The organism is Streptomyces rishiriensis, from assembly GCF_003112535.1.
Lineage (GTDB): Bacteria > Actinomycetota > Actinomycetes > Streptomycetales > Streptomycetaceae > Streptomyces > Streptomyces rishiriensis.
The window spans coordinates 66,576-85,280 of record NZ_BEWA01000004.1 but is presented as its reverse complement, the minus strand read 5'-3'; the positions used below and the strand labels follow the sequence as shown (position 1 = coordinate 85,280).

The window sequence follows — 18,705 nt, the reverse complement described above, 5'->3', positions numbered from 1 at the left end:
GCCGACCGCCGACGGCCGGACGGCTGACGGTGAGCGGTCCGCGCCTGCCCTCGGGCAGCCCGTCGGTCAGAGGAACCGGCCCCTGTGGAACAGCAGGGGCGGTTCGTCCGCGCCCTCGCCCGTTCCCAGGGCGTTCACCCGGCCCACGACGACCAGGTGGTCGCCGCCGGTGTGGACGGCGTGGATCGCGCAGTCGATCCAGGCGAGCGCGCCGGCGAGGCGCGGGGCGCCCGAGACCGGCGCCGGGTCGTGGTCGACGCCCGCGAACTTGTCCGCCCCGCTCACCGCGAAGGCCCGGCACAGCGCCCCCTGCCGGGCGCTGAGCACGTTGACGCAGAAGACGCCGGCCCGGGCGATGCGCGGCCAGGTGGCGGACGTGCGGCCGACCATGAAGGCGACCAGGGGCGGATCGAGGGAGAGCGAGGAGAAGGACTGGCAGGCGAATCCGGCGGGGCCCTCCGGCGTCGGCGCGGTCACGACGGTCACCCCGGAGGCGAAGCTCCCGAGCACCCGCCGGAACTCGGCCGGATCGACGGGCGCCCGCTCGTCGTCGCGCACGCAGCGCAGTGCGGGGCGCGGCAGCGGCTCGACCGGGCCCGCCCTGAGATAACGGACGGCGGCGGCCGCCATTCCCGCATGTCCCATCATGTCCTCATTGAAGCTGACGGTATGTCAGATGGGAAGGGGTGCGGGCGCACGGACCCGTGCGGGCGCCCGCACCGGCCGACCGTCACCGCCCCCTGAAGTCCGTCGCGCGGCGCTCCACGAAGCTCGCCACGCCTTCCTGGGCGTCCCTCGTCGTCATGTTGATCTCCTGGGCGGCGGCCTCGGCGGCGAAGGCCGTGGCGCGGTCCGACTCCAGGGAGGCGTTGACGAGCTGCTTGGTGAGCGCGAGGGCGCGGGTGGGGCCGGCGGCCAGGCGGGTCGCCCAGTCGCGGGCCGTCTTGTCCAACTCCCCGTCCGGGACGACCCGGTTGACCAGGCCCAGCCGTTCGGCGTCCGGCGCGGTGAGCGCGTCGCCGAAGAACATCAGCTCCTTGGCGCGCCGCGGGCCGACCAGGCGGGGCAGCAGGTACGCGCCGCCGCCGTCGGGGACCAGGCCGCGGCGGACGAACACCTCGATGAAGCGCGCCGATTCCGCCGCCAGCACCAGGTCGCAGGCGAGCGCGAGGTGGGCGCCCAGGCCGGCCGCCGTGCCGTTCACCGCGGCGATCACCGGCTTCTCGCAGTCGAGGACGGCGGCGACCAGGCGCTGGGCGCCGAGGCGAAGGGTGCGGGCGACGTCCCCGGCGACCCGCTCGCCGCGCGCGGCGCCGCCGCGCAGATCCGCCCCCGCGCAGAAGCCGCGGCCGGCGCCGGTCAGGATCACCGCCCGCACGCCCGGGTCCGCCGAGGCCTCGCCGAGGAGCGCGATCAGGTGGTCGCGCCCGTCGGGGGTGAGGGCGTTGAGGGCCTCGGGGCGGTCGAGGGTCAGATGGGTGACGTGCCGGTCGGTCCGGTGGCGTATCGACGGCCCGGGCGCGGTCACGCCCCGTCCCCCCGATCGCGATGAGCAGCCCTCGGCGGGTGAGCGTCCCTGGTCGGGCAGACGTCCCCGGTCGGGTGGGTGTCCCCGGTCGGGTAGGCGGCCCTCGTCGGGCAGACGTCCCCGGTCGGGTGGACGGCCCTGGTCGGGTGGGTGTCCCCGCTCGGGTGGGCGGCCCTGCTCAGGCGGGCGTCCGTGGTCGGGCGGGCGGCCTTCACCGGCACACCGCCAGGGCGTCCAGGGCCACCGCGCCCTGGCCCCGGGGCAGGACCACCAGCGGATTGACGTCGAGCTCGGCCAGGTCGTCGCCGAGCTCCAGGGCCATGCGCTGCACCCGCAGGACGACCTCGACGAGCGCGTCGACGTCGGCCGGGGGGCGGCCGCGGACGCCGTCCAGCAGTGCCCTGCCGCGCAGTTCGGCCAGCATGTCGTGGGCCTGGTCCTCGCCGAAGGGCGGGACGCGCACGGCGGCGTCCCGCAGGACCTCCACCAGGACCCCGCCCAGCCCGACCGTGACCGTGGGCCCGAACAGGTCGTCGTGGGTGACGCCCACCACCATCTCCACGCCCCGCTCGACCATCTGGCACACCAGGACGCCGTCCAGCGCGACGTCCTCGTAACGGGCGATGTCGGTCAGCTCGCGGTAGGCGTCGCGGACCTGGCTCGCCGAGGTCAGGCCGATCTTGACCAGGCCCAGTTCGGTCTTGTGGGCGATCTGCGCGCCGGACGCCTTCATCACCACCGGGTAGCCGACCAGCCCGGCCGCCCGCACGGCCGCCGCCGCGCTGGTCACCAGCTGTTCGCGCGGGACGCGGATGCCGTACGCCCGCAGCAGCTGCTTGGCCGCGTGCTCGCTCAGCTGCTGTCCCGGCCGCATCAGCAGCTGTGCCTTGCGGTAGGACGGGGACGGGGTGCGCGGGGCCTGGTCGAAGGGGGAGCGGTAACCGGTGACGAAGCGGTGGTGGTCGAGATGGGCCCGGACGGCCGAGATGCAGTTGGCCAGGGTGCGGAAGGTGGCCACCCGGGAGGAGCCGAGCAGCACCTCGCGGTAGGCGGGCTCGGTGCCCACGGGGGAGCCCCAGACCACGCAGACCAGCTTCTCCGTCCCTTCCGCCGCGTCCACCAGGTCCTGGACCAGCCGGTCGCTGAGGGGAGGGAAGGGCCCGGTGACGGGACAGATGAGGACGCCCACCGCCGGGTCGTCGAGGATCGCGTCGATGATCTTCCGGCCGCGCCGGTCGCCCACCGGGTGGCCGCCGTTGTCGACAGGGTTGGCCACGTTCAGGTACTCGGGGATCCACTGGTGCAGTTCGGCCTGTTTCGCGCCGGACAGGACCGGCAGGTCCAGGCCCGCCGCCGTGGCCAGGTCGGCCGCGTGGGCGCCGGTGCCGCCGGAGATCGAGTAGATCGCCACACCGGTGGCCTGCGGGGGCCGCGCCCGCGCCAGCAGGGTCGCCGTGTCCTGGAGTTCGTCCAGGCCGTCGACGCGGATCACCCCGTACTGGCGCATCGCCGCGTCGACGACCTCGTCCGCGCCGGTCAGCTTGCCGGTGTGGGAGGCGGCGGTACGGGCGCCGGCCTCGGTACGCCCCACCTTGACCGCGACCACCGGCACCCCGCGCCGGGCGGCCCGGTCGGCGGCCAGCAGGAAGGACCGGCCGTCCTTGAGGCCTTCGATGTAGCAGGCGATCGCACCGACCTCCGGGCGCTCGGCGAAGTAGGAGAGGAAGTCCGCGGTCTCCAGGTCGGCCTCGTTGCCGGTCGGCGCCCAGTGCGAGAGGCGCACGCCGAGCTCCTGCAGGGCGAAGACCGGACGGCCCTGGTGACCGGACTGGGTGATCAGCGCGATCGCCGGTCCGGTGAGGTCGTCGCGGAACCGCTCGAAGGCGTTGAGGTTGGTGTTGGGGCCGAGCAGACGTATGCCGGACCGTTCCACCGCCGCCGCCAGACGTTCCTGCGCGGCCGCGCCCCGCTCGCCGGTCTCCGCGAAACCGGAGGCGAAGACGACCGCGAACTTCACCTTCGTCTCGGCCAGCTGCTCGATCACCGGCAGCGGGTCCGAGACCAGCAGCACCGCCAGGTCGACCTGCTCGGGCAGCTCGGCGACGGACGCGGCGCAGGGCAGGCCGAACACGCTCGCGCGGGTGGGGTGCACGGGATGCAGCCGCGCCCCCACCCGCTCCGCCCAGCTCACCAGCTGCCGGGTGACGCCGGTGTTCGGGCGTCCTTCGGCGTCCGAGGCGCCGACGACCGCGACGGACCCGGGCCGGAAGAACCGGTCCAGATCGGGGACGTCCGCGTACAACGGGCGGCCGCTGACGTCGAGGTCGTCCGCCTGGGCCGGCCGGCCGTGGACGGCGGGCCCGGGCTCTTCGCCGCACGCGATGACCCGGGCCCGGCGGGAGCCGGTGGTGAGGGTGCCGTGGGTTGATCCAAGCATCGGTCCGCCCGCTCCCTGTGTGACTGCCGTGAGTGACCGTGGAGTAACTGACGCTCTGTCAGGTTACATAGCTGACGGTCCGTCAGGAATGGTCGTGCACACAGAAAGGAGCGGACCCGCGCCCCCCGCCCGCAGCGGACCCGCGCCCCCCGCGCGCAGCGGACCCGCGCCCCCCGCGCGCAGCGGACCCGCGCCCGCCGCCTACAGCGCGGCCAGCACCTCCGCCGCCACCCGCTCGCCCGAGCGCACGGCCCCGTCCATGAAGCCCATCCAGTGGACGGAGGTCTCCGTCCCGGCCCAGTGGATCCCGCCGACCGGCTCGCGCAGCGCCGGGCCGTACCGGGTCAGGACGCCGGGCGCGGCGATGGAGACGGGCCCGCCGCGGGTGTAGGCCTCGTTGTTCCAGCGTTGCAGGACGAACGACGTGGGGGAGGCCGCTTTCGGGCCGAAGTACGTCACGTAGTCCTTGAGCACGGCCGCCCTGACCTCCGCCTCGCTCGCCGCGTCGTACGCCCGCGCCTCGTCGGCCTCGATGAAGCCCATCAGCGCGCCGTAGGAGGCGTCCGGCGGGGAGTTGTCGAAGGTGGAGCTGACCACGCCGGTGTCGCTGACCACCTGCCCGTTGAGGCCGTCGGCCCGCCAGAACGGGGTGTCGTAGATCGCGATCGCCTTGCCGACGGAGGCCATCGGCAGGCGCTGGGTGAGCTGGTCGCGGGCGGCGGGCAGCAGCGGGTCGTACGAGATGCGGGCCGCGAGCGGCGGGGGGACGGCGACGACGACCCTCTTGGCGGTGACGGTGACGCCGTCGGCCGTCACGACGTACTTCGCGCCGGAGCGGGTGATCGTGCGCACCGGGGCGTTCAGCACCACCCGGTCGCTGAGCGTGGCGGCGAGCTTGATCGGCACCTGCTGGGATCCGCCGACGAAGCGCTGCTCCTGGGCGCCGCCCGCGGTCTCGGTGAGGCGTTCCAGGGTGCCGGGGGTCGATTCGTCGCCGGCCGCGGCGATGTAGAAGAGCACGAAGAGCAGCGAGAGTTCGCGTGGTTCGGCCGAGAAGATCGAGGTGCAGGCCACGTCGAGGAGGAACTTGGCGGACGGGATCACGGCGTTGGCGCGCAGCCAGGTCTCGAAGGTCTGCCGGTCCCACTCCTCGGCCTTCGCGGCGGTCCAGGGCGCGTCGACCGGGACCGTCTTGGCCATGTCGTCGAGCGTGGCCTGCACGATCGCCGCGTTGGCGAGGCCGGCGGCGTCGACCGGGGGGACCGAGCCGAGCAGGCCGTCGGTGGCGTACGGGGTCTTCTTGCCGTCCTTGTAGAGCAGGTTCTTGCCGGTGTTGTAGGTGGGGAAGGTGGCGACGCCCAGGGAGTCGGCGAGCGCCTTGATGCGGTCCTGGGTGGGACCGATGAACTCGCCGCCGCCCTCGGTGACCCCGCCGCCCGCCAGGGGCAGGTTGACGACCCGGCCGCCCACCCGGCCGCGGGCCTCCAGGACGGCGACCGTGCGGCCGGCGGCGACCAGGTCGCGGGCCGCGGTGAGACCGGCGAGGCCCGCGCCGACGATCGCGACGTCCACCTCCCGGGTGGCCGCGGCGGCCGGGCCCGCGGCGGTCGCGCCGAGCGCGGTGGCGCCGGCGGCCACCGCGGCCGTGCGGCCGAGCAGGGAGCGGCGGGACATCCTGGGGGTGGGCTGTCTTTCACTTGCCACGTGCGTCCTCCGTCGGGCTTCAGGAGCGAGAGGTGGAGCCGAAAAGGTGAACAGGGCTCACATTCTGGCTCCGCACGCGGGCGCACGACAACGCTCCCGGCACATCTGACACAGATGTAACGGGCAGTGAAATCAAGGAAGTTACCGACAGTAACAGGCTCGGGCTGCTGTCACGCGCTCGGGCCGCCGCCGGTCACCGGCGGGCGCGGCGTACGGCCTTCGCTATCTTCTCCGCGTCGATCGACAGCTCGCGGAGCGTGCCGCTGATCGGGGTGGTGAAGCCGGTGAAGTAGAGGCCGGGGGCCTGTTCGCAGGCGCGGGCGCCGTGGGTGACGGGTCTGCCCCGGTCGTCGAGCACGCCGAGGTGGCCGACCAGGCCCTCCAGGGCGCGGACGTATCCGGTCGCCGCGACGACCGCGTCCGGGGAGATCCGGGTCCCGTCGGCGTGCACGACCTTGCCGCCGTCCTCGAAGCCCTCCACGGCGGCCACGACCTCCACCCGGCCCTTGCGCACGGCGTCGATCAGGCCGACGTCCTGAACCGGGATCGCGCCCTGCCTGGCCCGGCTGTAGAGACCGGTGTCGGGGCGCGGCAGTCCGTGCGCGGACAGGTCGGGGATGCTCGCCCTCGCCATCACCCGGCAGATCCGGTCGACGAGGGCGACGGGCAGGCGGCGCACCAGGATGCCGCTGTACTGGGCGGCCCAGCCCGCGGTCGAGCGGCGCACGATGTGCGGGACGGTGCGCACCGCGAGCCGCACCCGCCCGGCCCCGTGCTCCACCAGGTCGACGGCGATCTCCGCGCCGGTGTTGCCGACGCCCACGACGAGGACGTCCCGCCCGGCGTAGGAGGCGCCGTTGCGGTAGGCGCCGGCGTGGGTCAGCTCGCCGGTGAACTCCTCGCGGCCCGGCCAGTCCGGCAGGTACGGGGTGTGGTTGTAGCCGGTGGCCACGACGACCGCCGAGCCGACCAGCTCACGGCCGCCCGTGGCGCGCAGCAGCCACCCGGCGCCGTCCGCGGTGCGCTCGACCCGGGAGACCTCGACGCCGGTGACGATCTCCAGCTCATGGACCTCGGCGTACTTCTCCAGGTAGCGCACCACGTCGTCGCGGGCCGCCCACCGTCCGAACCGGCGCGGCATCTTCAGCCCGGGCAGGGCGGACAGCCGCCGCGTGGTGTGCAGGTGCAGCCGGTCGTAGTGCCGCCGCCAGGACGCCCCGACCGCGTCGGCCCGCTCCACGACGACCGCGCGTATGCCCAGGGCACGCAGCGCGTACGCGGTGGCGAGACCGCCGGGACCGCCGCCGATCACATAGACGGGAGGGTCGGCCGGGTTCGCGGAGGTGATCGCCCGGGGGGCCGGGCGCGGTGCGGAGTCTTCCATGAGCGCGAGCGTAATCACGCGCGCGGTTGATGGGTCTCGGTCAAGACCGGAATTGGTTGCGGATCGATCACGTGTGGGGGAGAGGAGGGCGGAACCGGTGACGTAGACCACTTCGTCGTGCGGGACGGGTGAGGGGTGGGGGCGACCGGTGACGGCCGGCAGGGGAGAGGGGGCCTGCGCGAACGAGCCGCGGCGGACGAACCGCGGGCGGACGGCGCGTGGCGGGCGGGCGGGAGTCGTCCGCCGGGGACGCGCGGGGTTCCGGGAACCATCGATCTGACGTACCGTCAGATTCATGGATGCGATCTGGCTCGACGGGGCCGAGTGGCTGGCGGTGCTGCGGATCGGACTCGGGCTGTGGTGGCTGGAGAGCTGGCGGCACAAGGACAAGAAGGCCTGGTCCGAGGGGGCCGGCATCGCCTGGGCGGCGGACGTCGCGGCGAAGCACCGGTGGAACACGGTCCGTTCCGGTTTCGCCGTGGTGGTGCAGCCGCGTCCGCGCGCCATGTCCTATGTGGTGGTGTACGCGGAACTGGCGCTCGGGCTCGGGCTGATCACCGGCTTCCTCACCCCGGTCGCGCTGGCCGGCGGCCTGCTCCTCAACCTCCTCTACCTCGTCCTCATGATCCACGACTGGGCCGAGCAGGGACAGAACTCGATGATGGCGCTGATCTCGGCCGTGGCGCTGGGCGGCATGGCCTGGCAGACGTGGTCCCTGGACAGCGCGCTGGGGTGGTTCTGATGGCGGTCGCCCGGTACGACGTCCCGGAGGCCGACGCCTTCACCCGCACGTACTGGGACGCCGCCGCCGAGGGCCGGCTGCTGATCCGGCGGTGCGGAGCCTGCGCGCGGGCCCACCACTACCCCCGCGAGTTCTGCCCGCACTGCTGGAGCGAGGACGTGGTTTGGGAGGACGCGAGCGGCCTGGCCACCCTCTACACCTGGTCCGTCGTCCACCGCAACGACCTGCCGCCCTTCGGCGGGCGCACGCCCTACGTCGCGGCCGTGGTCGACCTGGCCGAGGGGCCGCGGATGTCGACCGAACTGGTGGGGGACGCCGAGCCGCGCATCGGAATGGCGCTGACGGTCGCCTTCCGGGACGGGGCGCCGGTGTTCCGCGCGGCGGCCGCCGCCCCGCCCCCGTCGCCGCCCGCCCGGACGGGTGTTCAATGATCGGATGACCGATACCCGCGAGTCCCTCTCCGCGCCCCACGCGATTCCCGTGCTCGACGGCCACGGCCTCCGGCTCCGCGCCTGGGACCCCGGATCGGCCACCGACGTGGAGGCGTTGCTGCGCGGGCACCTCGACCCGGAGTTCCGCCGCTGGAACACGCCGCTGCGGGCGATCGCCGACACCGCCGGCGCCCGGGCCTCCCTGGAGAGCAAGAACGCGGACGCCGCCGCCGGGCACGCCCTGCCGTTCTGCGTCACGGACGCGGCGGACGGCACGATCCTCGGGCAGGTCTCGGTCAACATGATCGACCGGGTGCTGAGCTTCGCCCGGGTCGGCTACTGGGTCCTGCCGGAGGCGCGCGGCCGGCACGTCGCCACCGGCGCCCTGCTGCTGGCGGCGCGCTGGACGTTCACCGAAGTCGGCCTGCACCGACTGGAGCTGGGCCATGCGCTCGGTCACGGCGCCTCCTGCCGGATCGCCGAGCGCTGCGGGTTCCGGTACGAGGGGACCCTGCGCGGTGCGATGTGGGAGGCGGACCGCCGGGACGCCTTCCGCGACGCCCACCTGCACGCCCGCCTGGCGACGGACCCGGAGCCGGAGTTCCCGTGAGGGCACGGTAATCGGCAGGCGCCGCACGGCCCCCACGCGCAAGGATGGGGCATGCGCCCTGACAGCCCTGACAGCCCTGACAGCCCTGACAGCCCCGACAGCCCCGGCAACTGGCATCTCACCCATGACCTCGACGAGTTCCTCGGCCTCGCCGGCGAGTTCCTGGCCTCCCGGCCGGCCCTGCACACGGTCCCGCTGACCGTCGTCGACAGCCTGCTGCGCAGGGGCCCGCACGTGTACGGCGAGGAGGACCCCGTCTTCGGCGTGCTGGGCGGGACCGGGCCGGGCGACGGGGTCCGCGGGGCGTTCTTCCGCACGCCGCCGCACGGGATCTGCCTCACGTCCCTCACGGAGGAGGAGGCCGACGCCCTCGCCACGACGCTCACCGCCGCCGGCCACCGGCTCCCCGGCGTCTCCGCCGACCGCGACACCGCGACCGCCTTCGCCCGGGCGTGGCAACGGCGAACGGGCTCCGAGTCCCGCGTGGCGGAGCGGCAACGCCTGTACCGGCTCGGTGAGTTGACACCGCCCGAGCCCGCCCCCGCGGGCCGGGCGCGGGTGGCCGCCGCGGCCGACCGGGACCTGCTGGTGCGCTGGTACGAGGAGTTCTCGGCCCAGGTCGGCGGGCACCCCGCCCAGGACGGCGGCGCGTGGGCCGACTCCCGCCTCTCCTACGGCGGAATCACCCTCTGGGAGACGCCCGACGGCGCCCCCGTCGCCATGGCCGGCGCCACCCCCGAGGTGGCCGGCCAGATCAGGGTGGCCCCCGTCTACACCCCGGCCGAGCTGCGCGGCCGGGGCTACGCGGGCGCGGCCACGGCCGAGGTCAGCCGTGCGGCACGGGCCTCGGGCGCGGCGGAGGTCCTCCTCTTCACCGACCTGTCGAACCCGACGAGCAACGGCCTCTACCAGCGGATCGGCTACCGCCCGGTGGCGGACTTCGCGGTGCACGAGTTCACGTAGGGAGGCGAGGAGGCGGGGAGCGGCGTGCCTCGGGCCGCTTCCGGGGGTGTCCTCAGGGCCACAGGAGGTGGGTGGTCCAAGAGTCGGCCGAGCGGTGGTAGCTCAGGCGGGTGTGGCGGCGGGCGCCGTCGCCCTGGAAGAACTCCACCTCGTCCGGGCGCAGTCGGTACAGGGTCCAGGTCGAGGACTTCGCCGTCGGGTCGCGGCGGGCGTTCTCCCAGGCGGCCTCCGAGGCTTTCGCCAGCTCCTCCGGCGAGGCCAGGATCTCGCTCTGCCTGCCGGTCAGCGCGGCGGCCAGGGCGCCGGTGGAGCGGGCGTGCAGGTCGGCCTGGGCCTCCTCGGAGGGAGCGGACGAGACCGGGCCGCGCACCCGGACCTGGCGGCCGAGCACGGGCCAGTAGAAGGTGAGCGCCGCGTACGGACGGGCGGCGAGCTGGCGGCCCTTGCGGCTGGTGGCGTGGGACGCGAAGGACCAGCCGTCCGCGTCCGCGCCGTGCAGCATCACGATCCGGGCGTCGGGCAGGCCGTCCTCGCCGGCGGTGGCGAGGGTCGTGGTGTGCGGCTCCCGCTCGCCCGCCGCGACCGCCTGTGCGAACCACTCCGTGAAGAGGGGCAGCGGTTCGGCGGGCGCCGACGCCGGGTCGAAGGGCGGCAGTTCCGTCACCTCCGGGTCCCACACCCGCAGCGTCCTCAGCAGTTCATGCAGATCATGCAGATCCTTGGCCATGCACCGAGTATCGGGTCAGTGCCGGGCGAACTGGAGCCGGGTCGGCTGCACCACGTTCGCCCGGACGGCGATCCCCTCGACCGTGAGCTGCTCGCCGTAGACGTCGGTGAGCCTGATCGGGCTGCCGCAGCCGGCGCCGTGCTCGGAGAGGAAGTAGTTGTAGCCGGTGCGCGCCAGCCGGGTCCAGCCGGCGCTCGTGCGGACCTCCAGGCGGGCCAGCGGGTTGCGGTGGCCGATCGCCTGGATGCCGCACCAGTACGGGGAGGAGCCGGTCTTGTAGCGGATCGAGATCGTCTCGGACGTGGCCGGGCTCAGCAGGCTCCACGTGATCGGGATCCGGCCCGTCACGAGCGGCGCGAGCTTGGCGAAGGCCTGCTGGCTGAGGTCGATCTGGCCCGCCGCGCAGGGCGCCGGACACTCGTTGGTGATCCGGACCGTCACGGACGCCCCGCTCGCCGCGCGGACGGACACGTACGCGCCGCACGCCTCGGACGTGTCGTAGTCGGCGGTGTTCATCGCCGCGGTCATGACGTCGGACGTCGGGCCGAAGGAGCAGGCGCCGTTGCCGTCGCCGATGTCATAGGCGGTGGCGACGCCGGTGTAGGTCCTCCCGGGGCGGATGCGTCCGGCCGAAGACGCCGTCCCGGAAGCCGTGCGGGCGGCGGGCGCGACGGGCTTGGCCGCGGACGGCGTGGCCGGGCCCGTGCCGGTCGGGCTCGGGCTGCCGGAAGCCTTCGAGGACTTCGGCGACGGCGACGACGACGGGGACGGAGAGGAAGTGGGGGACGCCGTCGCCGCCGGGCTCGCCGTGGGCGTCCCGTTCGCCGCGGCCCCGGCCGCCGGCTCGACCGCCCGTGCTCCGTCGTCACCCCCGCCGCCGGGGCGGAAGGCCACGACCAGGGACACCAGGAGCGCGACGGCGGCCACGGCCACCACGGTGACGACGGGGACGCGCCGGCCCGTGCGCCGGTCGGGGCGGCGGGAACGGCGGTGCGAGGAGGTTGCCACGGAGGGATCCTTACGCGAGTCGGCGGAGCACGTCCGGCAGACGGCTTCGCAGAAGCGGCGCCTGCCGACTGCAAGTGGCCGCCGGACGCGGAAAAGTTGCCGTCCGGCTTCTGCCGTCCGTCTTCTGCCGTCCCTCGCGGGACCGGTGACCGCCGCCGCACGGTCTTCCTGCGGTCACCCGGGCGCGGCACAATCGCCGTCATGACGATCACCGGCGGCACGGAGACCGACGAGGCAGCGCCCGTCCGCGACGACTCGCCCCGACTCGTTCGCGGGTTCCTGGCCGGCGCCGTGGGCGGCGGGACGCTGGCCGCGCTGGGGGTCGGCTACGTCGTCGAGAACGGCCCCCTCTTCCACACCGGGCTCGGACTGCCCCTGGCGGCCGGCGTGATCGCTTACGTGGCGGGCAGGCCGCGGCGGGCCCGGCAGGCGGCCGTCGTGCCGGTCACCGCCCTCGCCAGGATCGAGAGCGTGCGCGCGGAGTCGAGCGACACCGGGAACGTGCCGCTCCTGTTCGTCCTCACCGTGGCGCCGGACGGGGCGCCCGCCTTCCGGGTGGAGACGCGCCTGCACGTCAACCTCGTCGATCTCCCCGCGTACCGGCCGCGCGGCACGGTCGTGGTCGCGTACCCGCCGGACCGGCCGTGGCGGACGAAGATCGTCGAGCAGCCGGAGCCGGAGTGGGCGGCCCGCGCGGCCGACGCGGCGATCGACTCCGCGCCGGAGTCCGCCCTCGCGCAAAGCCCGTCGGCGCAATTCGAGTACGCCGCCGTCCGCTTCGTCGGCCTGCTGCTCGCGGCGGCCGTCGTGGTCGTGCCGTTCCGCGGCGAACTGCTCGACGCCTTCGACGCCTTCGGCTCCGACGTCTCCGGGCGGCCGTCCGCCACCGCCGAGCCGTCCGTCTCCACGTCGTCGTCCTCGTCGACCACGTCCTCGTCCACCACGGTCACGTCCACGTCGATGACCGGCACGGTCACGGTCGGACCGCGGCAGTCCCTGCTCGACGAAGGGGAGTTGCGCCGCGCGGTCGCGTCCCTGACCAAGGGCCGGGGCACGGGCGGGACCCGCGCCATCACCGTCGTCGTCCAGGAACGGATCGTGTCGGTGGTGTTCGCGCCGGACGTCGACGGCGTCCCGCGATTCGACCTGAACTCCCTTCCCTACGACCGCATCCCGGCCCTCGTCGAACAGGCCCGGACCACGCTCGGCGCCGGGACCCCGGCCACCTGGCAGCTCACCGCCGCCCGCCTCACCGGCCCCATGACCCTCCGCGTCACCGCGACCGGCCCCCACGGCACGGCCACGCTCGACGCGGACGCCGAAGGCGACGTCACCCACCGCACCCCGGCCGGCTGAGCGGCAGCACGGCAGCACGCCCCTCCCGAAAGCCTTACCCCCGGCCCAGCACCACCGTCCCCGAAGAGCAGAACCAGCCGCCGGTGGCCGAGGCCACCGCGTGGCGGGGGAGGTTTCCGGCGGGGTCCCGCACCTGTCGGGCTCCTGCTTCGCCCCTCAGCTGTCTCACCGCTTCGACCAGGAGGAACAGGCCGCGCATGCCGGGGTGCTGGGCCGACAGGCCGCCTCCGTCCGTGTTGACGGGGAACTCCCCTCCCTTCACCTGGAGCCGGCCCTTCTCCACGAACGGTCCGCCCTCGCCCTTGGCGCAGAAGCCCAGGTCCTCCAGGGTCACCAGCGTCATGTACGTGAACGCGTCGTAGATCTCGGCGAAGTCCATCTCGTCCGGGCGCAGTCCCGCCCGTGCGAAGGCCAGGCGGCCGCTCGTGGCCGCGGGGGAGACCGTGAAGTCGTCCCACTCGGACATCGCGGCGTGCGAGACGTGCTCTCCGGTCCCCAGGATCCACACCGGCGCCGTGCGGCAGTCGCGTGCGTACTCCTCGGCCGCCAGCAGGACCGCCGCCCCGCCGTCCGAGCGCAGACAGCAGTGCAGTTTCGTGAAGGGGTCGGCGATCATCGGGCCCGACAGGACGTCGTCGACCGTGATCGGGTCGCGGAACATCGCCTCGGGGTTCAGCGCCGCGTTCGCCCTCGCCTGCACCGCCACCTGCGCCAACTGCTCGATCGTCGTGCCGTGGCGGTGCATGTGGCGGCGGGCGGCCATCGCGTACTTGGCGATCAGGGTGTGGCCGTAGGGGGCCTCGAACTGGAGGGGACCGCGTGCGCCGAAGGCGAAGGTCCCGCTGCGGCGGCCCGCCCTGATGTCGGCCCGGGGCGTCGAGCCGTACGCCAGCAGGACGGCGTTCGCGTGCCCGGCGGCGATCGCGTCGGCCGCGTGCGCCGCCATGACCTCCCAGGTCGCGCCGCCCACCGAGGTGGAGTCGACCCAAGTGGGGCGCAGACCCAGGTAGTCGGCCAGTTCGACCGGGGCGAGCGTGCCGAGGCCGGCTGAGGCGAAGCCGTCCACCGTCTCCCGCCCCAGGCCCGCGTCCGCCAGCGCCCGGCGGGCCGCCTGGGCGTGCAGGGCGTAGGGGGTCGCGTCGTCCACCCGTCCGCAGTCGGAGAGTGCGACGCCGACGACGGCCACGTTTCGGGTCCCCGCTGTCATGAGAGGCCACCTCCCTCTGTGCATCTCGTTCCCGGACTCCTAATATGACGGACCGTCAGATCAGGAGGAAGGGGCGGCCATGGACCCCGGCTTCACAGCCGAACAGGACGAGATCCGCCGCACACTGCGGGAACTGCTCCACAAACGCTGCGGTCCCGCGGAACTGCGCGCCGCCCTCGACGCCCCCGCCGGACACGACCCCGCCCTGTGGGCCGCCCTCGCCGGACAGCTCGGGCTGCCCGGCCTCGCGCTCCCGGAAGGCCACGGCGGCGTCGGCTGTTCCCGCACCGACCTCGCGCTCGCCGCCGAGGAGACCGGCCGGGTCCTCGCCCCCACCCCGCTGCTCGCGACCTCCGTCCTGGGCGCGCCCCTGATCCTCGCGCTCGGCTCCGACGCGCAGCGCGCCCGTCTGCTGCCGCCGATCGTCGACGGCACACTCACCGCCGCCCTCGCCGTACCCGCACCGGCCCTCGCCACCGCCCTCGCCCTGACCGGGCCGGGCGGCGGCGAGTGGGCCGGCGGGGGCCGGGCGGGGGGCGTGCAGGCCCGGCCGGCCGGCGACGGCTGGCGGCTGTACGGGGAGGCCGCCCAGGTGCTCGACGGGCACAGCGCCGGGCTGCTGGTCGTCGCCGCGCACACCGGCGGGTTCGTGCGGTCGCGGACCCTGCTGTTCCTGGTGGCGGGGGACGCCGCCGGGGTCGTCCGGACCCGGCAGACCGCTCTCGACGCGACCAGACCGCAGGCCCGCGTCCAGCTGCGGCACGTGGAGGCCGAACTGCTGGGGGACGAGGAGGCGGACGTCCCGCGAGCCCTGGCCGGCGTCGGTGACTTCGCCGCCGCCTTCCTCGCCTGTGAGGCCGTCGGGGCCGCCGGCCGGGCGCTGGAGCGAACCGTCGAGTACCTGGGGCAGCGGGTGCAGTTCGGGCGGGTGATCGGGTCGTTCCAGGCGGTGCAGCACCGCCTGGCGGATGTGTACGTGCAGATCCAGGCGGCTCGCTCAGCCGCCTACTACGCCGCGTGGGCGACCGGCCGGACGGAGGACGTCACGGACGACGCCGCGGACGACGTCACGCAGGCCGTCGGCGGTCTCGCGCTCGCCCAGGCCCTGGAGGCGCTGCGCCTGGCCGTCTCCGAAGGCGTCCAGCTGCACGGCGGGATCGGTTTCACCTGGGAGCACGAGGCTCACCTGTACTTCAAGCGGGCCGCCGGCGACGAGCTGCTGTTCGGTCCGGTGCACCGCCTGCGCGCCCACGCGGCCGAGCGGGCCGCTCTGTTCACCCGGACGGAGGTGACGGTGTGATCGGCGTCCGGCTGGTGCAGAAGGTCTCCTCGACGCGCGCCTTCGCGAAGGCCGCTCCTCATGTGATCCCCGCGCTCGACCGGGCCGTCCACCGGCTCACCCGGGGGAAGGTGCTGCTCAGCGCCCAGATGCTGCCGGGTGTGATCCTAACGGCGACGGGTGCGCGGAGCGGCCTGCCCCGCCGGACGCCGCTGGCCTGCATGCCCGAGCCCGACGGCCGGGGCTGGATCCTCGTCGGCTCCAACTTCGGCCGCACCGGGCACCCCGCCTGGACGGCCAACCTCCTCGCCCGTCCCGACGCGGAGATCAGCTGGAAGGGCGCCGACGTCCCGGTGACCGCACGGCTCCTGGCGGGGGAGGAGCGGGCGGCGGTGTGGAAGGAGCTGCTGGCCTTCTGGCCGCCGTACGCGACGTACCAGGCGCGGGTGGAGCGCGAGATCCGGGTCTTCCGCCTCACACCGAGGCCCCCGACCCCGCCTGACCGGGCCGGGCGGCTCTAGAACGCCCGCTGGATCAGCAGGAACGCCCCGATGCCCAGCATCGCCGCGCCCGAGGTGCGGGTGACCGCGCGGGCCGCCGCCGGGCGGGCGCCCAGCAGCCTGCGGGCCAGGACGCCCACCGTCAGGTAGACGGCGGCGCAGCACGCCATGTGCAGCAGGCCGAGGGCGGCCGTCTGCGCGGCGACCGGGAGGTGACCGCCCCCGCCGCCGGCCCCGCCTCCCGTCCCGGCCTGCGTGGTCAGGAACTGCGGCAGGACCGAGAGGTAGAGGAGCAGGCCCTTGGGGTTGAGTCCGCTGATCGTGGCCCCGCGCAGGAACACCCGCGTCCCGCTCGTCCCCTCCGGGTGGACCGTCTCCCCGGCCTGCGGCGTCCCCGGCCGCCGCAGCACTCCCCACCCCAGCCACACCAGGTAGGCCGCACCCGCCGCCGTCAGCCCCGTGAGCAGGGCGGGCGAGCCCGCGACCAGGACCGCCAGGCCCGCCGTCGCCAGGGCCGTGTGCAGGGCGTATCCGCTCACCAGGCCGCTCACCGCGGCGCCGACCGAGCGGCCGCGCAGCCCGGCGGAGATCACGTACGCCCAGTCGGCGCCCGGCACGCAGACCAGCAGCAGGTCGACGGCGAGGAAAGAAATCAGCGTTCCCGAGTCCATGAGGGGGACATTAGGCGCGATGCGGTCGAAAGTGTTCCCGATGTTTTCATGGAACACGGTGATATGAGGGAAGATCTTCCTCATGGACGACGTCGACCGGAAAATTCTTGCCGAGCTGCAGCAGGACGGGCGGCTGACGGTGACCGAGCTGGCCGCGCGGGTGCGGCTGAGCGTCTCTCCGTGCCACCGGCGGCTGCGGGAGCTGGAGCGGTCCGGGGCGATCAGCGGCTACCGCGCGATGGTGGAGCCGGCCGCCGTCGGGCTGACCTTCGAGGCGCTGGTCTTCGTCTCCATGCGGCAGGAGGACCGGGACACGGTCGCCGAGTTCGAGCGGGCGGTGGGCGAGGTGGAGCACGTGCTGGACGCGCAGCGGCTGTTCGGGGAGCCCGACTACCTGCTGAGGGTGGCCACCGCCGACCTCGCGGCCTTCCAGCGGCTCTACGACGAGCGGCTCGCCACCCTGCCGGGCGTGCAGCGGCTGACGTCGACGCTGGTCATGAAGCACGTGGTGAAGGACCGGGCGCTGCCCGCATAGTGCGGCAGGCGGCGGCCCGACCGGACGAAGAACCGGTGAACCGCCGCCTGGCAGACAGGACTTGATCGTAAGAGTGGTGCGCCCTCGCAGGCTTCGCCGCTACTTCGTCGGCTTCTTCCCGGTGATGCCCAGGTGCACCAGCAGCGCCAGGTTCGGCTTGAGTTCAGCCTGCTTGACGCCCCACGTCTGGAAGCCCTTCTGATGCGAGGCGACGGCCGCGAGCATCGCGACCAGCGCGCCGGCGACCGCCGCCGGGTTCACGTCCTTGTCGACCTTGCCCTTGGACTGCAACTCCGCGACCGCGTCCGAGAGGGAGTTGTTCACCGAGTTGAGGATCTTCATGCGGAGTTTGTAGAAGCGTTTGTCGCCTTCGGCGGCGCCCAGGTCGACCACGCGCAGGATCGCGTCGTTCCTCCGCCAGAACTCCAGGAAGCCGTCGACGAGTTCCTGCGCCGTCTGCCAGCCCGCCTTGCCGACCCAGGAGCGTCCGGCGACCAGTCCGGTCAACTCGGCTCCCTCCGCGGCCATTTGTTCGGCGATCTCCAGGACGGCTCCCTCGACGTCCGGGAAGTACTGGTAGAAGGTCGCGGGCGAAGTGCCTGCCTTCCGGGCGACGTCGATGACCTTGACGTCCCGGTAGGGAGAGGAGCTGAGCATCTCGCTGAGGCAGTCGAGCAGCTTCTGCCGCGTCGCCTGCCCGCGCCGACCGGCCACGCGGCCGTCGACGGTACGCACTTGTCCTGTCATGCCGTCAGCTTACCGAGGGGTGATGGGAGCGCGATTCGGCCGACTGCAAATGGGGTGCGCAGGGGTCCGGAGGCGGCTGTGCCTGGTCTGCGGCTTGCGTGAACCGCCGTTAGTTTGGCTCCATGGCCGAAAACAGGGCATCGGTGTACGCAGAGGGCGTCCCCTGCTGGGTGGACGCGCAGCTCCCCGACGTGGACGCGGGCAAGCGGTTCTACGGTGAGCTCTTCGGGTGGACCTTCGAGGCGCGGGCGGAGGGCTACGGCGACTCCGTGTGGGCCCGGCTGGACGGCGAGCCCGTGGCCGCGCTGGCCCACAAGACCGACGGCCGGATGCCCACCGTCTGGACGGTGTATTTCGCCACCCCGGACGCACAGGCGACCTCCCGGCGGATCCAGGCGGCGGGCGGGCAGGTGGTGACGGCCCCGATGCAGGTCGGCGGGCTGGGGGTCGCCGCCCTGGCCGCGGACCCCGAGGCCGCCGTCTTCGGGCTCTGGCAGCCCGACGGCCACCCGGGATTCGGCGTGCGCCACCGGGCCGGCGCGTTCGCCTGGGCCGAGCTCTACGCCCGCGACACCGAGGCCGCCAACACGTTCTACGGGCATCTCTTCCACGAGGCGCTCTTCGGCCCCGGCGCGGCCCCCGACTTCGGCCGTGCCCCGGTGGCCGACGTCTTCCCGGAGATGATGCCGCCGCACTTCCTGGTCCACTTCGGCGCCGAGGACTGCGAGGCGGCGCTGGGCGCGGTGAGCCGGCTGGGCGGGCGGGTGCAGGCGGGGCCGTTCACCGCCTCGTACGGCACGGTGGCGGTCGTCACCGACAATCAGGGGGCGTCGTTCGCGCTGCTGCAGCGCTGAACGGGGCGCCGGACGGCTTCTC

General features: G+C 74.0%; 19 protein-coding genes. 9 read left to right on the top strand and 10 right to left on the bottom strand.

From position 1 onward, the window contains the following. Positions 1-66: 66 nt before the first annotated feature. The 5 genes from Sri02f_RS07355 to Sri02f_RS07330 all read right to left on the bottom strand — a co-directional run bounded on the left by Sri02f_RS07355 (position 67) and on the right by Sri02f_RS07330 (position 7,053). On the bottom strand, positions 67-645 hold the full coding sequence (locus tag Sri02f_RS07355; RefSeq protein ID WP_245970531.1) for a flavin reductase family protein: 579 nt from the start codon (positions 643-645) through the stop codon (positions 67-69). 85 nt (positions 646-730) lie between these two features. Next, entirely contained in the window at positions 731-1,528 is a 798-nt protein-coding gene (locus Sri02f_RS07350) for an enoyl-CoA hydratase/isomerase family protein (protein WP_174855601.1), read from the bottom strand. A 211-nt stretch (positions 1,529-1,739) separates the two neighbouring features. Next, a complete protein-coding gene (locus Sri02f_RS07340; protein ID WP_109000279.1) occupies positions 1,740-3,965 on the bottom strand; it encodes an acetate--CoA ligase family protein in 2,226 nt (741 codons plus the stop codon). A gap of 201 nt (positions 3,966-4,166) precedes the next feature. Further along, on the bottom strand, positions 4,167-5,669 hold the full coding sequence (locus Sri02f_RS07335) for a flavin monoamine oxidase family protein (protein WP_373865075.1): 1,503 nt from the start codon (positions 5,667-5,669) through the stop codon (positions 4,167-4,169). A gap of 193 nt (positions 5,670-5,862) precedes the next feature. Beyond that, on the bottom strand, positions 5,863-7,053 hold the full coding sequence (locus Sri02f_RS07330) for a flavin-containing monooxygenase (protein WP_109000277.1): 1,191 nt from the start codon (positions 7,051-7,053) through the stop codon (positions 5,863-5,865). A 295-nt stretch (positions 7,054-7,348) separates the two neighbouring features. Here Sri02f_RS07330 and Sri02f_RS07325 point away from each other — a divergent pair, with 295 nt between their 5' ends. The 4 genes from Sri02f_RS07325 to Sri02f_RS07310 are packed head-to-tail and all read left to right on the top strand — an operon-like array spanning position 7,349 to position 9,799. Continuing rightward, positions 7,349-7,795, top strand: coding sequence for a DoxX family protein (locus Sri02f_RS07325; protein ID WP_109000276.1), 447 nt, complete (start codon positions 7,349-7,351; stop codon positions 7,793-7,795). Next, entirely contained in the window at positions 7,795-8,226 is a 432-nt protein-coding gene (locus Sri02f_RS07320) for a Zn-ribbon domain-containing OB-fold protein (protein ID WP_109000275.1), read from the top strand. The genes Sri02f_RS07325 and Sri02f_RS07320 overlap by 1 nt, the downstream gene beginning before the upstream one ends. Positions 8,227-8,230: 4 nt before the next feature. Then, positions 8,231-8,836: a GNAT family N-acetyltransferase gene (locus tag Sri02f_RS07315; RefSeq protein ID WP_109000274.1), complete on the top strand. Its 606-nt coding sequence runs from the start codon at positions 8,231-8,233 to the stop codon at positions 8,834-8,836. A gap of 51 nt (positions 8,837-8,887) precedes the next feature. Beyond that, positions 8,888-9,799: a GNAT family N-acetyltransferase gene (locus Sri02f_RS07310; RefSeq protein ID WP_109000273.1), complete on the top strand. Its 912-nt coding sequence runs from the start codon at positions 8,888-8,890 to the stop codon at positions 9,797-9,799. Between the two features lie 52 nt (positions 9,800-9,851). Here the strand turns inward: Sri02f_RS07310 and Sri02f_RS07305 are convergent, their stop codons facing one another. Further along, positions 9,852-10,526: a pyridoxine/pyridoxamine 5'-phosphate oxidase gene (locus tag Sri02f_RS07305; protein ID WP_109000272.1), complete on the bottom strand. Its 675-nt coding sequence runs from the start codon at positions 10,524-10,526 to the stop codon at positions 9,852-9,854. Between the two features lie 15 nt (positions 10,527-10,541). Further along, positions 10,542-11,534 carry an expansin EXLX1 family cellulose-binding protein gene (locus Sri02f_RS07300; RefSeq protein WP_109000271.1) on the bottom strand — a complete coding sequence of 331 codons (993 nt, stop codon included), beginning with the start codon at positions 11,532-11,534 and terminating at the stop codon, positions 10,542-10,544. Between the two features lie 201 nt (positions 11,535-11,735). Between Sri02f_RS07300 and Sri02f_RS07295 the strand changes: the two genes are divergently transcribed. Further along, positions 11,736-12,890: a hypothetical protein gene (locus Sri02f_RS07295; protein ID WP_109000270.1), complete on the top strand. Its 1,155-nt coding sequence runs from the start codon at positions 11,736-11,738 to the stop codon at positions 12,888-12,890. Positions 12,891-12,924: 34 nt separating this feature from the next. On the opposite strand, the gene Sri02f_RS07290 is transcribed toward Sri02f_RS07295, so the two are convergent. Continuing rightward, the gene (locus Sri02f_RS07290) at positions 12,925-14,097 is read right to left on the bottom strand and encodes a thiolase C-terminal domain-containing protein (protein WP_109000269.1); all 1,173 of its coding nucleotides are present in this window, start codon (positions 14,095-14,097) and stop codon (positions 12,925-12,927) included. A gap of 79 nt (positions 14,098-14,176) precedes the next feature. On the opposite strand from Sri02f_RS07290, the gene Sri02f_RS07285 reads away from it, so the two are divergent. Together Sri02f_RS07285 and Sri02f_RS07280 are read left to right on the top strand one after the other, a co-directional pair. Further along, on the top strand, positions 14,177-15,397 hold the full coding sequence (locus Sri02f_RS07285; RefSeq protein ID WP_109000268.1) for an acyl-CoA dehydrogenase family protein: 1,221 nt from the start codon (positions 14,177-14,179) through the stop codon (positions 15,395-15,397). Then, positions 15,394-15,897, top strand: coding sequence for a nitroreductase family deazaflavin-dependent oxidoreductase (locus tag Sri02f_RS07280; protein WP_109000267.1), 504 nt, complete (start codon positions 15,394-15,396; stop codon positions 15,895-15,897). Before Sri02f_RS07285 ends, Sri02f_RS07280 begins: the two co-directional genes overlap by 4 nt. On the opposite strand, the gene Sri02f_RS07275 is transcribed toward Sri02f_RS07280, so the two are convergent. Beyond that, on the bottom strand, positions 15,894-16,547 hold the full coding sequence (locus Sri02f_RS07275; RefSeq protein ID WP_109000266.1) for a LysE family translocator: 654 nt from the start codon (positions 16,545-16,547) through the stop codon (positions 15,894-15,896). The two genes, Sri02f_RS07280 and Sri02f_RS07275, sit on opposite strands and share 4 nt — an antisense overlap. 82 nt (positions 16,548-16,629) lie before the next feature. On the opposite strand from Sri02f_RS07275, the gene Sri02f_RS07270 reads away from it, so the two are divergent. Further along, positions 16,630-17,082 (top strand): Lrp/AsnC family transcriptional regulator, encoded by a 453-nt coding sequence (locus Sri02f_RS07270; protein WP_109000265.1) that lies wholly within the window; start codon positions 16,630-16,632, stop codon positions 17,080-17,082. Positions 17,083-17,181: 99 nt separating this feature from the next. Here the strand turns inward: Sri02f_RS07270 and Sri02f_RS07265 are convergent, their stop codons facing one another. Beyond that, on the bottom strand, positions 17,182-17,817 hold the full coding sequence (locus Sri02f_RS07265) for a TetR family transcriptional regulator (RefSeq protein ID WP_109000264.1): 636 nt from the start codon (positions 17,815-17,817) through the stop codon (positions 17,182-17,184). A gap of 134 nt (positions 17,818-17,951) precedes the next feature. On the opposite strand from Sri02f_RS07265, the gene kbpA reads away from it, so the two are divergent. Beyond that, positions 17,952-18,683, top strand: a complete 732-nt coding sequence (kbpA, locus tag Sri02f_RS07260) for an AfsK-binding protein KbpA (protein WP_109000263.1) — start codon at positions 17,952-17,954, stop codon at positions 18,681-18,683. Positions 18,684-18,705 lie beyond the last annotated feature (22 nt).

What these genes read in the sequence shown, in the direction of transcription:
- Sri02f_RS07355 (WP_245970531.1), bottom strand. Translation starts at nt 645, where the DNA reads ATGGGACATGCGGGAATGGCGGCCGCCGCCGTCCGTTATCTCAGGGCG.
- Sri02f_RS07340 (WP_109000279.1), bottom strand. Translation starts at nt 3,965, where the DNA reads ATGCTTGGATCAACCCACGGCACCCTCACCACCGGCTCCCGCCGGGCC.
- Sri02f_RS07330 (WP_109000277.1), bottom strand. Translation starts at nt 7,053, where the DNA reads ATGGAAGACTCCGCACCGCGCCCGGCCCCCCGGGCGATCACCTCCGCG.
- Sri02f_RS07325 (WP_109000276.1), top strand. Translation starts at nt 7,349, where the DNA reads ATGGATGCGATCTGGCTCGACGGGGCCGAGTGGCTGGCGGTGCTGCGG.
- Sri02f_RS07320 (WP_109000275.1), top strand. Translation starts at nt 7,795, where the DNA reads ATGGCGGTCGCCCGGTACGACGTCCCGGAGGCCGACGCCTTCACCCGC.
- Sri02f_RS07315 (WP_109000274.1), top strand. Translation starts at nt 8,231, where the DNA reads ATGACCGATACCCGCGAGTCCCTCTCCGCGCCCCACGCGATTCCCGTG.
- Sri02f_RS07310 (WP_109000273.1), top strand. Translation starts at nt 8,888, where the DNA reads ATGCGCCCTGACAGCCCTGACAGCCCTGACAGCCCTGACAGCCCCGAC.
- Sri02f_RS07305 (WP_109000272.1), bottom strand. Translation starts at nt 10,526, where the DNA reads ATGGCCAAGGATCTGCATGATCTGCATGAACTGCTGAGGACGCTGCGG.
- Sri02f_RS07295 (WP_109000270.1), top strand. Translation starts at nt 11,736, where the DNA reads ATGACGATCACCGGCGGCACGGAGACCGACGAGGCAGCGCCCGTCCGC.
- Sri02f_RS07290 (WP_109000269.1), bottom strand. Translation starts at nt 14,097, where the DNA reads ATGACAGCGGGGACCCGAAACGTGGCCGTCGTCGGCGTCGCACTCTCC.
- Sri02f_RS07285 (WP_109000268.1), top strand. Translation starts at nt 14,177, where the DNA reads ATGGACCCCGGCTTCACAGCCGAACAGGACGAGATCCGCCGCACACTG.
- Sri02f_RS07275 (WP_109000266.1), bottom strand. Translation starts at nt 16,547, where the DNA reads ATGGACTCGGGAACGCTGATTTCTTTCCTCGCCGTCGACCTGCTGCTG.
- Sri02f_RS07270 (WP_109000265.1), top strand. Translation starts at nt 16,630, where the DNA reads ATGGACGACGTCGACCGGAAAATTCTTGCCGAGCTGCAGCAGGACGGG.
- kbpA (WP_109000263.1), top strand. Translation starts at nt 17,952, where the DNA reads ATGGCCGAAAACAGGGCATCGGTGTACGCAGAGGGCGTCCCCTGCTGG.